The sequence below is a fragment of the Pseudomonas sp. R3-56 genome (genome assembly GCF_051132075.1).
Taxonomy (GTDB): Bacteria; Pseudomonadota; Gammaproteobacteria; order Pseudomonadales; family Pseudomonadaceae; genus Aquipseudomonas.
The window spans coordinates 1,334,315-1,348,220 of the sequence record NZ_CP071657.1 but is presented as its reverse complement, the minus strand read 5'-3'; the positions used below and the strand labels follow the sequence as shown (position 1 = coordinate 1,348,220).

General features: G+C 61.0%; 14 protein-coding genes. 1 reads left to right on the top strand and 13 read right to left on the bottom strand.

The features are described 5' to 3' along the window. Window positions 1-30: 30 nt before the first annotated feature. The 7 genes from J3P96_RS06285 to J3P96_RS06255 form a co-directional block, all read right to left on the bottom strand. Entirely contained in the window at window positions 31-876 is an 846-nt protein-coding gene (locus J3P96_RS06285; protein ID WP_434656064.1) for a peptidoglycan DD-metalloendopeptidase family protein, read from the bottom strand. 226 nt (window positions 877-1,102) lie between these two features. Beyond that, window positions 1,103-1,738, bottom strand: coding sequence for a protein-L-isoaspartate(D-aspartate) O-methyltransferase (locus J3P96_RS06280; protein ID WP_161796107.1), 636 nt, complete (start codon window positions 1,736-1,738; stop codon window positions 1,103-1,105). A 41-nt stretch (window positions 1,739-1,779) separates the two neighbouring features. Continuing rightward, a complete protein-coding gene (gene surE, locus J3P96_RS06275) occupies window positions 1,780-2,529 on the bottom strand; it encodes a 5'/3'-nucleotidase SurE (RefSeq protein ID WP_305499115.1) in 750 nt (249 codons plus the stop codon). Beyond that, a complete protein-coding gene (gene truD, locus J3P96_RS06270; RefSeq protein ID WP_434656063.1) occupies window positions 2,517-3,575 on the bottom strand; it encodes a tRNA pseudouridine(13) synthase TruD in 1,059 nt (352 codons plus the stop codon). Before truD ends, surE begins: the two co-directional genes overlap by 13 nt. After that, window positions 3,572-4,045: a 2-C-methyl-D-erythritol 2,4-cyclodiphosphate synthase gene (ispF, locus tag J3P96_RS06265; RefSeq protein WP_305499111.1), complete on the bottom strand. Its 474-nt coding sequence runs from the start codon at window positions 4,043-4,045 to the stop codon at window positions 3,572-3,574. Before ispF ends, truD begins: the two co-directional genes overlap by 4 nt. Window positions 4,046-4,088: 43 nt before the next feature. Then, window positions 4,089-4,934 carry an S-formylglutathione hydrolase gene (fghA, locus tag J3P96_RS06260; protein ID WP_434656061.1) on the bottom strand — a complete coding sequence of 282 codons (846 nt, stop codon included), beginning with the start codon at window positions 4,932-4,934 and terminating at the stop codon, window positions 4,089-4,091. An 8-nt stretch (window positions 4,935-4,942) separates the two neighbouring features. After that, entirely contained in the window at window positions 4,943-6,055 is a 1,113-nt protein-coding gene (locus tag J3P96_RS06255) for an S-(hydroxymethyl)glutathione dehydrogenase/class III alcohol dehydrogenase (protein ID WP_214915574.1), read from the bottom strand. Window positions 6,056-6,162: 107 nt separating this feature from the next. Between J3P96_RS06255 and J3P96_RS06250 the strand changes: the two genes are divergently transcribed. Next, on the top strand, window positions 6,163-7,059 hold the full coding sequence (locus tag J3P96_RS06250; protein WP_092330626.1) for a LysR substrate-binding domain-containing protein: 897 nt from the start codon (window positions 6,163-6,165) through the stop codon (window positions 7,057-7,059). 150 nt (window positions 7,060-7,209) lie between these two features. Here J3P96_RS06250 and ispD read toward each other — a convergent pair whose 3' ends face one another. The 6 genes from ispD to tilS all read right to left on the bottom strand — a co-directional run bounded on the left by ispD (window position 7,210) and on the right by tilS (window position 13,885). Next, window positions 7,210-7,917 carry a 2-C-methyl-D-erythritol 4-phosphate cytidylyltransferase gene (ispD, locus tag J3P96_RS06245; protein ID WP_434572134.1) on the bottom strand — a complete coding sequence of 236 codons (708 nt, stop codon included), beginning with the start codon at window positions 7,915-7,917 and terminating at the stop codon, window positions 7,210-7,212. Next, complete coding sequence (gene ftsB, locus J3P96_RS06240; RefSeq protein ID WP_003184873.1) at window positions 7,914-8,192, bottom strand: cell division protein FtsB; 279 nt, start codon at window positions 8,190-8,192, stop codon at window positions 7,914-7,916. Before ftsB ends, ispD begins: the two co-directional genes overlap by 4 nt. A 168-nt stretch (window positions 8,193-8,360) precedes the next feature. Next, window positions 8,361-9,650 (bottom strand): phosphopyruvate hydratase, encoded by a 1,290-nt coding sequence (gene eno / locus J3P96_RS06235; RefSeq protein ID WP_258631378.1) that lies wholly within the window; start codon window positions 9,648-9,650, stop codon window positions 8,361-8,363. 153 nt (window positions 9,651-9,803) lie between these two features. Further along, window positions 9,804-10,649 (bottom strand): 3-deoxy-8-phosphooctulonate synthase, encoded by an 846-nt coding sequence (gene kdsA, locus J3P96_RS06230; protein ID WP_434656058.1) that lies wholly within the window; start codon window positions 10,647-10,649, stop codon window positions 9,804-9,806. Window positions 10,650-10,653: 4 nt separating this feature from the next. Continuing rightward, window positions 10,654-12,285, bottom strand: coding sequence for a CTP synthase (locus J3P96_RS06225; protein ID WP_305499103.1), 1,632 nt, complete (start codon window positions 12,283-12,285; stop codon window positions 10,654-10,656). Between the two features lie 274 nt (window positions 12,286-12,559). Next, window positions 12,560-13,885: a tRNA lysidine(34) synthetase TilS gene (gene tilS / locus J3P96_RS06220; RefSeq protein ID WP_434656056.1), complete on the bottom strand. Its 1,326-nt coding sequence runs from the start codon at window positions 13,883-13,885 to the stop codon at window positions 12,560-12,562. Between the last annotated feature and the right edge of the window lie 21 nt (window positions 13,886-13,906).

Sequence of the window (13,906 nt, the reverse complement as noted above, 5' to 3'; positions counted from 1 at the left end):
TCTACGCGACGGAACAGGCTGACAAGCAAATCAACGACGTGGCAGGAATTGCAGCGGATCCACAGGTTTACCTTGTCGGCGAATCTCAAAATGCAGTTTCACTCGATCCGTACCCGTTGAGCCCATTTCGGCAATTGTCTGTCCGACCTTGACCTGCTGCCCCTCCCGAACCAACAGCCTGCGGTTGTGACCGTAGGCACTGACGTAGGTATCGCTGTGTTTGATGATCACGAGTTCGCCGTAGCCCCTTAAACCACTCCCGGCGTACACGACCGTGCCATCAGACGCTGCCAAAACAGGCTGTCCCAATTCCCCGGCGATATCAATTCCTTTATTCAAACTACCGTTTGAAGAGAATTTTCCAATGAGAACGCCATTAGAAGGCCATCCCCAGCCGGTCGGGGCGGGGCCCGCCGGAGGCATCGGAGCGGGTGCCGGCTTGTTCGCGACGGACGGTACGGTCGCCGTTGCGGCACCGGCCGGACGACGGATAACCGTGGTTTTGCTCGAGGATGACGGGGTCGAACCCGACTGCGTCACGACCGCGGTAGGCGTTGAGGCACTGCGACCGTCAAAGCGAATTGTCTGACCCGGATGGATCGTATAAGGCGCAGGAATGTTGTTGCGAGCCGCGAGGGCTTTATAGTCCCAGCCGTAGCGAAACGCGATGGAAAACAGCGTATCGCCGCGACGGACTACATACTGGCCGGTCGTCACTGTAGGCCGCTGCGGTGTCGCATTGTTGCGATCGACCACCCGGACATTACCCGACGGAGTACTGGAACAACCGACCAGCAAGGTACTCAAGAGAAGGCCAGTCACCAGGCGCTTGAAGCTCGTGATACCCATACGCTGCGCAATGACTGTGAGACTCACCCGCCGCTCCCTTTGTGGTGGCTGAAAAAATTGCACACTGCCTGTCCAGGCAGAAATATTGCCCCGTGGCGAGCCGACACCACGCTTCTATAAAGGAAGCGCGAAAAGCTGCCGCACACGTTTGCTCGACGCTGTTGGACGCTGTTTGGCAAACCAGCGCTTGTCGAACAGCTGCTGCCGTAAGACACATGTCGTGCCCCGGAATTCAGCGTTTGTCTATAAATGCTCAGGCCAATGGCCCGTTCAGCAACGGCACGAAACGCACCGCCCCGAGGACGTGTCGTGAAAAACCGTGTTCTTCACGCACAATCAACATCAGTTGCTGGACTTCGCCCGCACCCACCGGAATCACCAGTCGCCCGCCGGGAGCGAGTTGGTCCAGCAGAGCCTGGGGAACATCGGTGGCAACGGCCGTGACGATGATGCCGTTATAAGGCGCCAGTGCCGGCCAGCCTTCCCAACCGTCGCCCCAGCGAAACACCACGTTGCGCAGGTTCAGCTCCACCAGGCGCTCCTTGGCGCGATCCTGCAGGACCTTGATTCGCTCCACGGAAAACACCCGCTCCACCAACTGCGACAATACCGCGGTCTGGTAACCCGAGCCCGTGCCGATCTCGAGCACCTTGTCTAGCGGCCCCGCCTCCAGCAGCAACTCGCTCATGCGAGCCACCATGTAGGGCTGGGAAATGGTCTGGTTGTGGCCGATCGGCAACGCCGTGTCTTCATAGGCGCGATGGGCCAACGCTTCATCGACGAAAAGATGACGCGGCGTACGGCGAATCACCTCGAGCACCTGGGCGTTGGACAAGCCTTCTTCGTACAGCCGCTGGATCAACCGTTCCCGGGTCCGCTGGGAGGTCATGCCAATTCCGCGGCGCAGCATATCGTCTTGTTCACGACCCATCAGCGCAGCCCCTCCAGCCAGCCATCGAGACTTCGAAAGGCATCGTTGAAAGTGCGATCGAGCTGCAGGGGTGTGATCGAGACATAGCCCTGCATCACTGCATGGAAGTCGGTGCCAGGCCCGCCATCTTCGGCATCGCCAGCGGCGGCGATCCAGTAGCCGGCCTTGCCGCGCGGGTCGACGACATGCATCGGCCTGGCGGCACGGGCGCGGTGGCCCAGGCGAGTGAGCTGGATGCCACGGATATGATCAAGCGGCAGGTTCGGGATATTCACGTTCAGCACCGTACGCGGCGGCAGATCCAGCTCGCCGTGGGCCTGCACCAGTTTGCGGGCGAAGTAGGCGGCAGTGGGCAAATTGTCGACCTGCCGTGAAACAAACGAAAAGGCAAACGACGTATGGTTCAGGAAACGACCTTCCAGGGCGGCGGCGACCGTTCCGGAATACAGTACGTCATCGCCCAGGTTGGCCCCCAGGTTTATCCCGGAAACCACCATGTCGGGCTCGCGCTCCAGCAGGCCGTTCAGGCCCAGGTGCACGCAATCGGTCGGCGTGCCGTTGAGGCTGATGAAACCGTTGTCCAGGTAGCAGGGATGCAGCGGACGGTCGAGCGTCAGCGAGCTGCTCGCGCCGCTTTTGTCCTGGTCCGGGGCGATGACCACGCACTCGGCAAAATCCGCCAGCGCAGCATAAAGCGCGGCAAGACCGGGTGCTGTCACCCCGTCGTCGTTAGAAATCAGAATACGCATGGGCTGTCCGTCTGCCCCACCGGCACCAGATCGACGAGTTCGCGCACCAAGACAGTGGCGAAACATCCGGCCGGCAGGACGAATTCCAATTGCAGAATGTCAGGCGAGGGATAATGCCACGACAGCCCGCCAATGGGCAGTCGCAGGATGCGACGTTCGTGACTCATTCTCGCGTTTATCAACCAGTCCCGCAGATCGGCCTCGTCAGCGGCGATGGCTTGCTCCAATTCGAAGGTTGCCCCGGCGGCGGGCGAAGGTCCTTCGCCCCACTGCGGCCCGGTCGGGTGCAGATCGAGAATGGCCAGGCGCGGATCGCTGCACTCAGCCTCACCGGCAGGGAAAAAACTGCGGCTGTCGGTAAAGGCGAGCAAGTCGCCCACCTGGGCTTGCCGCCAGGTACCGTCGGCGACTCGCGCCGCCAGCACCCGGTTGAACAGAAAGCTGCGCGCGGTGGACAACAGCCGAGAACGCACGTTGCGCTGCTCCGGCAAAGCCTTGCGCGCCGCCCAGGCACGGGCATCGACGACGTTGCCGCCGTCATGGCCAAAGCGCTGGGCACCAAAATAATTCGGAATGCCTTGAAGGGCGATGTGTTGCAGGCGTGTCTCGATAGACTCTTTGTCGCCTGAGAATTGGGTCAGGCGCAAGGTAAAGCCATTGGCCGAGTGCGCGCCGCGCTGCAGCTTGCGTCTGTGGCGTGCGGTCTTGAGGATCTTCAGCGTATCGTTTTCTGCCGTCGACAGGTCCGGATCGGCCTTGCCGGGCAATTGCACGCTGAACCATTGCCGGGTCAGGGCCTGACGATCCTTGAGCCCGGCGTAGCTGACCGTGCGCAAAGGCACGCCGGCGGCCTTGGCGATCCGCCGGGCAGCCTCCTCGGTATTCAAGCCGCGTTTTTCCACCCAGATCCACAGATGCTCGCCATCACCGGACAACGGGATATCAAGCACTTCGTCGACCTGGAAGTCCTCGGCGGTAGCCTTCAGTACCGCCCGGCCCAATGTCTCACCGTAGGCCCGCGGGCCCAAGAGTTCCAGTTCGGTCATGGGCGCTGCAACAAGGCGACGGAATGAACGGCGATGCCTTCTTCGCGGCCAACGAAGCCAAGCTTCTCGGTCGTGGTGGCCTTGACGTTCACCTGGTCCAGCTCAACCTGGAGATCCTCGGCAATCCGCTGGCGCATCGCTTCGATGTGCGGCGCCATCTTGGGGGCCTGGGCAATAATGGTGTTGTCGACATTGGCGACGACCCAGCCCTTGGCGTGGATCAACGCGACCACGTGGCGCAGCAGTACGCGGCTGTCGGCGCCCTTGAATTGCGGGTCGGTGTCCGGGAAATGCTTGCCGATGTCGCCCAGGGCAGCCGCGCCGAGCAGAGCGTCGCTCAAGGCGTGCAGCAACACGTCACCGTCAGAATGCGCAAGCAGCCCGAAGCCGTGTGCGATACGCACGCCGCCCAGAGTAATGAAGTCGCCTTCAGCGAAACGGTGAACATCGTAGCCGTGGCCAATACGCATAAAAAAACGCCCCGATTTTTGTCAGGGCGTGATTCTACCTGCATTAGGCGTTCAGAGCGCGCGCATGATGCTGCAAGTGTTCATCAATAAAGCTGGCGATGAAGAAATAGCTGTGGTCGTAGCCTGGTTGCAGGCGCAACTCCAGCGGATGACCGGCCGCTTTGGCCGCGTGCTGCAGCGCTTCGGGCTTGAGCTGATTGGCCAGGAAATCATCGCGATCACCCTGATCCACCAGCAGTGGCAGCTTTTCCTGCGCCTCGGCGATCAATGCACAGGCATCCCACTCACGCCATTTCGAGCGGTCTTCCCCCAGGTAGCGGGAAAAAGCCTTCTGCCCCCACGGGCAATCCATCGGGTTGTTGATTGGCGAAAAAGCCGACACCGAACGATAGCGCCCAGGGTTGCGCAAGGCGCAGACCAGCGCGCCATGGCCGCCCATGGAATGACCGCTGATGCCGCGTTTATCCGAGGCAGGGAAATGTGCTTCGACCAGCGTCGGCAATTCCTGCACCACATAATCATGCATCCGATAGTGCCGCGCCCAAGGATCCTGCGTGGCGTTCACATAAAAACCCGCGCCCAGGCCGAAATCCCAGGCGCCGTCCGGATCGCCCGGCACGTCGGCGCCACGGGGGCTGGTGTCAGGCGCAACGATGATCAGCCCCAACTCGGCGGCCATGCGCTGGGCACCGGCCTTGTGCATGAAGTTTTCATCGGTGCAGGTCAGTCCGGACAACCAGTACAGCACCGGCAGCTTGCCGCCCTGCTCGGCTTGCGGCGGCAGGTAGACGGCAAAGACCATGTCACAACCGAGCACTTCGGAACGGTGGCGGTAACGTTTGTGCCAGCCGCCGAAGCTTTTCTGGCAGGAGATGTTTTCCAGGCTCATGACCGACCTCAGAAATGAATAACGGTACGGATGCTCTTGCCTTCGTGCATCAGGTCGAATGCCTTGTTGATATCTTCCAGGCCCATGGTGTGGGTGATGAAAGTATCCAGCGGGATCTCGCCCTTTTCGGCCATCTCCACATAGCTTGGCAACTCGCTGCGACCACGCACGCCGCCAAAGGCCGAACCGCGCCAGACGCGGCCGGTCACCAGCTGGAATGGACGGGTGGCAATTTCCTGGCCGGCCCCGGCCACGCCGATGATCACCGACTCGCCCCAGCCCTTGTGGCAGCATTCCAGCGCGGCGCGCATCAACTGGACATTGCCGATGCATTCAAAGGAGAAGTCCACGCCGCCATCGGTCATGTCGACGATGACTTCCTGGATCGGGCGATCGAAGTCTTTCGGGTTGACGCAATCGGTCGCGCCGAGCTGCCTGGCGATTTCGAACTTGGCCGGGTTGATGTCGATGGCGATGATGCGCGAGGCCTTGGCTTTCACCGCGCCGATCACTGCCGACAGGCCGATGCCGCCCAGGCCGAAGATTGCCACGGTGTCCCCTGGCTTGACCTTGGCGGTATTGAGCACCGCGCCGATGCCGGTGGTGACGCCGCAGCCCAGCAGGCAGACTTTTTCCAGCGGCGCTTCTTTTGGAATCTTCGCTACGGAGATTTCCGGCAGCACGGTGTATTCAGAGAACGTCGAAGTGCCCATGTAGTGGAAAATCGTCTCGCCCTTGTAGGAAAAGCGCGAAGTGCCGTCCGGCATCAGGCCTTTGCCCTGGGTGGCGCGAATCGCCTGACACAGGTTGGTCTTGCCCGACTTGCAGAATTTGCACTGGCCGCACTCCGGTGTGTACAGCGGAATCACATGGTCACCCACCGCCACCGAAGTCACGCCTTCGCCAATCGCCTCGACGATCGCGCCGCCTTCATGACCGAGGATCGACGGGAAGATCCCCTCCGGGTCGGCGCCCGACAACGTGTAGGCGTCAGTATGGCAAACGCCCGAAGCCACCACGCGCAACAGCACCTCGCCGGCTTTCGGCATGGCGACGTCGACTTCAACGATTTCCAGGGGTTTCTTGGCCTCGAAGGCAACGGCGGCGCGCGACTTGATCATTCGGATTCTCCGGCAAATAAAAACAAGACCGGGAGTGTAATCCTTCGCCGAACGATGAATAATCCAACCAAAAGCAAAACATTATTGCTGTATAGGGACAATCGTTCATGTCTGACAATCGCTGGGAAGGCATCGACGAGTTCGTCGCCGTGGCCGAATGCAGCCAGTTCACCGCGGCGGCCGAGCGCCTGGGGGTTTCGTCTTCGCACATCAGTCGACAAATCGTACGGCTGGAAGAGCGTCTGCAGACACGATTGCTCTATCGCAGTACCCGGCGTGTGACCCTCACCGAGGCTGGTCAGACTTTTCTGCAGCATTGCCAACGCCTGCAGGACGGACGCGAGGAAGCGCTGCGGGCGGTGGGTGATCTCACCAGCGAACCCAAGGGCATGCTGCGAATGACCTGCGCCGTGGCCTATGGCGAGCGCTTTATCGTGCCGCTGGTGACGCGGTTCATGGGGCTGTACCCGCAACTGCGAGTAGACATCGAACTGAGCAATCGCCCACTGGACCTGGTCCACGAAAGTCTTGATCTGGCGATTCGCCTCGGCCGCCTGCAGGACTCGCGCCTGGTCGCGACACGCCTGGCGCCGCGGCGCATGTACCTCTGCGCATCACCGTCCTATCTGGAACGCTACGGTCGGCCCCACAGTGTGTCGGAACTGAGCCGTCACAACTGCCTCATCGGCAGCTCCGACATTTGGCAACTGGAGCAGAACGGGCGGGAATTTTCTCAACGGGTGCAGGGAAACTGGCGTTGTAACAGTGGGCAAGCGGTGCTTGATGCGGCGCTGCAAGGGGTGGGTTTGTGCCAATTGCCGGATTATTACGTGCTTGAACATCTGCACAGCGGTGCGCTGATCTCTTTGCTGGAGGCTCATCAGCCGCCGAATACGGCGGTTTGGGCGCTGTACCCGCAGCAGCGACATCTGTCGCCCAAGGTGCGCAAGTTGGTGGATTACTTGAAGGAGGGGTTGGCTGAGCGGCCGGAGTATCGGGGATGACCGTGGTTTTTTGTGTCGCCTGAGCAATTGCTATCGCGAGCAGGCTCGCTCCCACAGAGGTTTTTGGTTGTACCCAACATTCATGGCGACTGGAAATCCAATGTGGGAGCGAGCCTGCTCGCGAAGACGGTCAGGAGACGCCTCCAACGCTCAATGCCGATTCGCCCAACGCTGGCGCAACCACTCCAGGTCTTCCGGCCGGGTGACCTTGATGTTGTCCGATCGCCCTTCGATCAACCGAGGCGCCTGCCCCGCCCATTCCATGGCCGAAGCTTCGTCGGTGATCAGTGCATCCGCCACCAGGCTGTCGGCCAGGGCCCGATGCAAGGCGCCGAGGCGGAACATTTGTGGCGTGTAGGCTTGCCAGATCACGCTGCGATCAATTGTTTCCAACACACGGCCATGCTTGTCGACGCGCTTGAGCGTATCGCGGGCGGGCACTGCCAACAGTCCTCCGACCGGATCGTTCGCCAGCTCATGGAGCAATGTGTCGAGATCGCCCCGCGCCAGATTGGGCCGCGCGGCGTCATGCACCAGCACCCAATCGAAATCGTCGGCGCCGTGTTCATGAAGGTGCAACAAGGCATTGAGCACCGAATCGGAACGCTGCTCACCGCCGTCCACACGCTGGATTCGAGGATCGCTGGCGCAGGCTAGTGTCGGCCAGTAAGGATCATCCTGTGCCACGCTGACGACCACGCCCTTGACGGTTGGGTGGTCGAGAAAGCAGCCAAGGCTGTGTTCGAGAATGGTACGTCCGCCCAGCTGCAGATATTGCTTGGGACGGTCCGCGGCCATGCGGGCACCAACGCCCGCGGCAGGAATCACGGCCCAGAAGGCCGGCAAACGAATACTCATTGGGCCAACTGGTAGAGGGTTTCGCCCTCCTTGACCATGCCCAGCTCATGTCGAGCCCGCTCTTCAACGGTCTCCATGCCTTTTTTCAGCTCTGTCACTTCGGCGTCCATTACCCGGTTACGCTCCAGCAGCGCCTCGTTTTCAGCGTGCTGGTCGGCAATTTGCTGAGTCAGGTCGGCCACTTGCGCCAGGCTGCCATTACCCACCCACAGGCGGTACTGCAAGCCGGCCAGCAACAGAAGCAAGACAAGAAACAACCAATTGGGACTGCGCATCGAATATCAGTATCCAGTGAAAAAAGACCGCCATGCCAAACTTGAAGGTCTGATAGCACGAAGCCTGGAAAATCCAGGCTTGTGCTTGATAAGGCATCAGATTAGAGGCAAAACCGTCGCCTTGGCGACCTTTGCGACACAATCCGCTGTCTTTTTACCATTTACCGCTTAGCCGCGAAACTCGGCACGGCCGTTGTACTTGGCCTTGCCATTCAACTGCTCTTCGATACGCAACAGTTGGTTGTACTTGGAAACGCGGTCGGAACGGCACAGGGAACCGGTCTTGATCTGGCCAGCAGCAGTACCCACGGCCAGGTCGGCAATGGTCGAATCTTCGGTTTCACCGGAACGGTGGGAGATGACCGCGGTGTAGCCGGCAGCCTTGGCCATCTGGATGGCTTCCAGGGTTTCGGTCAGGGTGCCGATCTGGTTGAACTTGATCAGGATCGAGTTGGCGATCTTCTTGTCGATGCCCTCTTTCAGGATCTTGGTGTTGGTCACGAACAGGTCGTCACCTACCAGTTGGGTTTTCTCGCCGATCTTGTCGGTGAGGATTTTCCAGCCAGCCCAGTCGGACTCGTCCAGGCCATCTTCGATGGAGATGATCGGGTAGCGCTCGGTCAGGCCCTTGAGGTAGTCGGCAAAACCTTCGGCGGTGAACACCTGGCCTTCGCCGGACAGGTTGTATTTACCGTCTTCGAAGAACTCACTGGCCGCGCAGTCCAGGGCCAGTGTCACGTCGGTGCCCAGCTTGTAGCCAGCGTTGGCCACGGCTTCGGAGATCACTTTCAGCGCGTCTTCGTTGGACGCCAGGTTCGGCGCGAAGCCGCCTTCGTCGCCAACCGCGGTGCTCAGGCCACGAGCCTTCAGCACAGCTTTGAGGTGATGGAAAATCTCGGTGCCCATACGCAGGCCTTCGGAGAAGGACTTGGCGCCAACCGGCTGGACCATGAACTCCTGGATGTCGACGTTGTTATCGGCATGCTCGCCGCCGTTGATGATATTCATCATCGGCACCGGCATCGAGTAGACGCCCGGGGTACCGTTCAGGTTGGCGATGTGCGCGTACAGCGGCAGGTCCTGGTCCTGGGCGGCAGCCTTGGCGGCGGCCAGGGAAACGGCGAGGATCGCGTTGGCGCCCAGGGTCGCTTTGTTTTCGGTACCGTCGAGTTTGATCATGGCCTGGTCGAGGGCTTTCTGGTCGGCAGGGTCCTTGCCCAGCAACAGGTCGCGGATCGGACCGTTGATGTTGGCGACGGCCTTCAGCACGCCCTTGCCCAGGTAACGGCTCTTGTCGCCATCACGCAGCTCCAGCGCTTCGCGCGAGCCAGTGGAAGCACCGGACGGCGCGCAGGCGCTGCCGATGATGCCGTTGTCGAGAAGCACGTCCGCTTCGACAGTGGGGTTGCCACGGGAGTCGAGAACTTCACGACCTTTGATGTCGACGATTTTTGCCATTGTTGTGAACACTCCAAAGTTGACGAAAACGACGCAGCGAGAGGAAATCTTTACCGTCGGCGGGTACAGAGCAGCGGGCAGGCTCGCCGACGATAACGCCCGGCCCGCAGGCCAGAGCGTTTATCGAGCGGTACTTTACCGGAGAAAGCCGTGTTACGCGGTTTCTATCGTCGGAAAACCCTTGACCAGCTCGTCCAGCGCCTTGAGCTGAGACAGGAAAGGTTCCAGCTTGTTCAAGCGCAGGGCACAAGGGCCGTCGCACTTGGCGTTGTCCGGATCAGGGTGGGCTTCGAGGAACAGGCCAGCCAGGGACTGGCTCATGCCGGCCTTGGCCAGGTCGGTTACCTGGGCGCGACGACCGCCGGCGGAATCGGACCGACCACCGGGCATCTGCAGCGCATGGGTGACGTCGAAGAACACCGGGTACTCGAACTGCTTCATGATGCCGAAGCCGAGCATGTCCACCACCAGGTTGTTGTAGCCGAAGCTCGAACCGCGCTCGCAGAGGATCAGTTTATCGTTGCCGGCCTCTTCGCACTTGCTCAGGATGTGTTTCATTTCCTGGGGCGCGAGGAACTGGGCTTTCTTGATGTTGATCACCGCGCCGGTCTTGGCCATCGCGACCACCAGATCGGTCTGGCGCGACAGGAAGGCCGGCAGCTGGATGATGTCACAGACCTCGGCGACGACCGCGGCCTGGTCAGGCTCGTGCACGTCGGTGATGATCGGCACGCCGAACGCTTGCTTGATGTCCTGGAAGATCCGCATGCCCTCTTCCAGGCCCGGACCACGGTAGGACGTCACGGATGAACGGTTGGCCTTGTCGAAGCTGGCCTTGAACACGTAAGGAATGCCCAGCTTCTGGGTGACCTTGACGTACTCTTCACAGACCTGCATAGCCATGTCGCGGCTTTCCAGCACGTTCATGCCGCCGAACAGTACCATGGGTTTGTCGTTGGCAATCTCGATGTCGCCGACGCGGATGATCTTCTGAGCCATGGTCTTATGCCTTCTTCTGGTGTTGAGCCAATGCGGCTTTCACGAAACCGCTGAACAACGGATGACCGTCACGCGGTGTCGAGGTGAACTCCGGGTGGAACTGGCAAGCGACGAACCACGGGTGATCCGCGGCCTCGACCACTTCAACCAACGCACCGTCACCGGAGCGGCCGGAGATTTTCAGGCCGGCTTCGATCAGTTGTGGCAGCAGGTTGTTGTTGACTTCATAGCGGTGGCGGTGACGCTCGACGATCACGTCCTTGGCGTAGCAATCGTGCACCTTGGAGCCGGCTTCAAGCAGGCATTCCTGGGCACCGAGGCGCATGGTACCGCCCAGATCGGAAGTTTCGGTACGCACTTCGACCGAGCCGGTGGCGTCTTCCCACTCGGTGATCAGGCCCACGACCGGGTGGCCGCTGCTGCGATCGAATTCGGTTGAGTTGGCGTCCTTCCAGCCCATCACGTTACGCGCGAACTCGATGACGGCCACTTGCATGCCCAGGCAGATACCCAGGTAAGGCACCTTGTTCTCGCGAGCGTATTGCACCGCAGTGATCTTGCCTTCCACGCCCCGCAGGCCAAAGCCGCCCGGCACGAGGATCGCATCGGCGCCTTCAAGCAGGCCGGTGCCCTGGTTCTCGATATCTTCGGAATCGATGTAGCGCAGGTTGACCTTGGTGCGGTTGCTGATGCCGGCATGGCTCATCGCCTCGATCAGCGACTTGTAAGCGTCCAGCAGCTCCATGTACTTGCCGACCATGGCGATGGTGACTTCGTGCTCCGGGTTCAGCTTGGCATCGACCACCGCGTCCCATTCGGACAGGTCGGCACTGGCGCATTGCAGGCCGAAGCGCTCGACGACGAAGTCATCCAGGCCCTGGGAATGCAGGATGCCGGGGATCTTGTAGATGGTGTCGGCGTCTTCCAGGCCGATCACCGCACGCTCTTCGACGTTGGTGAACTGGGCAATCTTGCGGCGCGAGGAAATATCGATCGGGTGGTCGGAGCGGCAGATCAGCACGTCCGGCTGCAGGCCGATGGAGCGCAGCTCCTTGACCGAGTGTTGGGTCGGCTTGGTCTTGGTTTCACCGGCGGTAGCGATGTACGGAACCAGTGTCAGGTGCATCAGCATCGCGCGCTTGGCGCCGATTTCGAAACGCAGCTGGCGGATGGCCTCGAGGAACGGCTGGGATTCGATATCGCCCACGGTACCACCGATCTCGACCATCGCCACGTCGGCGTCGCCGGCACCCTTGATGATGCGGCGCTTGATTTCGTCGGTGATGTGCGGAATGACCTGGATGGTCGCGCCCAGGTAGTCACCCCGACGCTCCTTGCGCAACACGTGCTCGTAGACACGGCCGGTGGTGAAGTTGTTGTTCTGGGTCATGGTCGTGCGGATGAACCGCTCGTAGTGGCCCAGGTCCAGGTCGGTCTCGGCGCCGTCGTGGGTGACGAACACTTCACCGTGCTGGAACGGGCTCATGGTGCCCGGGTCGACGTTGATGTACGGGTCCAGCTTGAGCATGGTGACCTTAAGTCCCCGCGCCTCCAGGATGGCCGCCAATGAAGCCGAGGCAATGCCTTTCCCCAATGAAGAAACAACACCGCCCGTGACGAATATGTAGCGCGTCATGAAAAACCCTAGAAGTCTGCGTTAAAGCGGTCCGAGCCGCCGGGGAGAGCGAAGGAAGGCCGAAGCCCCCGATCACCTGCATTAATCACAGTGCACCTTTCAAAAAAACCGCCGCGTCGGGACAGACCGGAGGTGAAATCACCGGTACGTTGCTCGCTACACATTTTTTGGAATCGCCCAGCAAAGACTGCTTGGTAATCGGCAACTCCTGCAATTCAGGCGAATCCACAGAAGTTGTATCAAGAAGGGAGCGTAGTCTACCGGAAAGCCCTTTTCAGCTCAAACCCAGATCTTGGCTTCCTGGCGTCCAGATCAATTGCCAGCTGCCATCAGCCTGCGCGTCGAGCCCGGCCAGATTGGCCACCGCCAATAATTGTTCACCCTGATAAAGCAGCGGCAATCGACCGCGGACGAACGCCGGCAGGCCGCTTTCATTGAGCAGGCGCTTGAGATCACGGTGACCACGGCCGGGAACGTCAAGCACTTCGCCGCCTTGGCGATAACGAATACAGAGTGGGCCGACGGGGCCCTTGCCGCGCAGGATCACCCTGCCGTTATCGGGCAATGACAAGGGTTGATCAACCCGCGCCCAGGCTACGGAGCCCGAGACCGGACGCAGCCAGTGGTCGGATAACCACCAGACTCTTGCGCCGGCCCGGTGCAATTCGCCGCCGGCCAGTCGCCAGATCGGGTGGGCGTCCTCTTGCGCGTCACGCAGTGAGTCCCAGCCGACCCAATGATCGCTGTCGGGAAGGGTCGTCAGCGGCGCCAGCCAATGACTCAGCGCATTGCGCTGGCGAGCCGGCGAGAGGGCCCGCAATGGCGCCAGTTCAAGCGACTGCAGCCCGAGCCAGTCGAATGCGCCCGGGATGCGGGCGCGGTGCAGATCGAGCTGCGCCAGCTCGTCCAGCAAGCCCTGGGCCTCGCTCAAATGCGCGGCGCTGCGGGCCAGGGTCAACGACGCTTGGGGCCACTGCGCGGACAACAGCGGGAAGACCCGCTGGCGCAGATAATTGCGCGCGTACCGGAGATCGTTGTTGGAGGGATCCTCGATCCAGTCCAGGCCTTGCTCCGCCGCGTAGTTTTCCAACTCTGCCCGGGACACGTCGAGCAATGGCCGCAACAAGTGCCCCTGGCCCAAGGGACGCTGCCGGGGCATCGCCGCCAAGCCCCTCGCCCCTGCCCCGCGCAGCAAACGAAACAACAGGGTTTCTGCCTGATCATCACGATGCTGGCCAGTGAGCAACACTTCGTTGCCCTGCGTCGCGGCAATGAACGCCGCATACCGCGCGTCACGGGCGGCTCGTTCGATGCTGGCGCCGGGTCGGACCTGCACACTGACCACCTCCAGAGGCACGCCAAGGGCTGCGCAAACCCGACGACAATGTTCAGGCCAGGCATCGGCCACAGCCTGGAGGCCATGATGGACGTGGATGGCGCTCAGCGCAGGCAACGAATGGTTTTTCGAAAGGGTCGCGAGCAGATGCAACAGGACAGTGGAATCGAGGCCACCGGAGAAAGCGATGCGCCAGGTGGCGGCGTTGCGCCAGGGGGATAGTTGGGTGAGGAGCCGGGTTGGCAGATCCGCGCTGGAGTTCATAGGAGTCAGCCTGGGCACAAA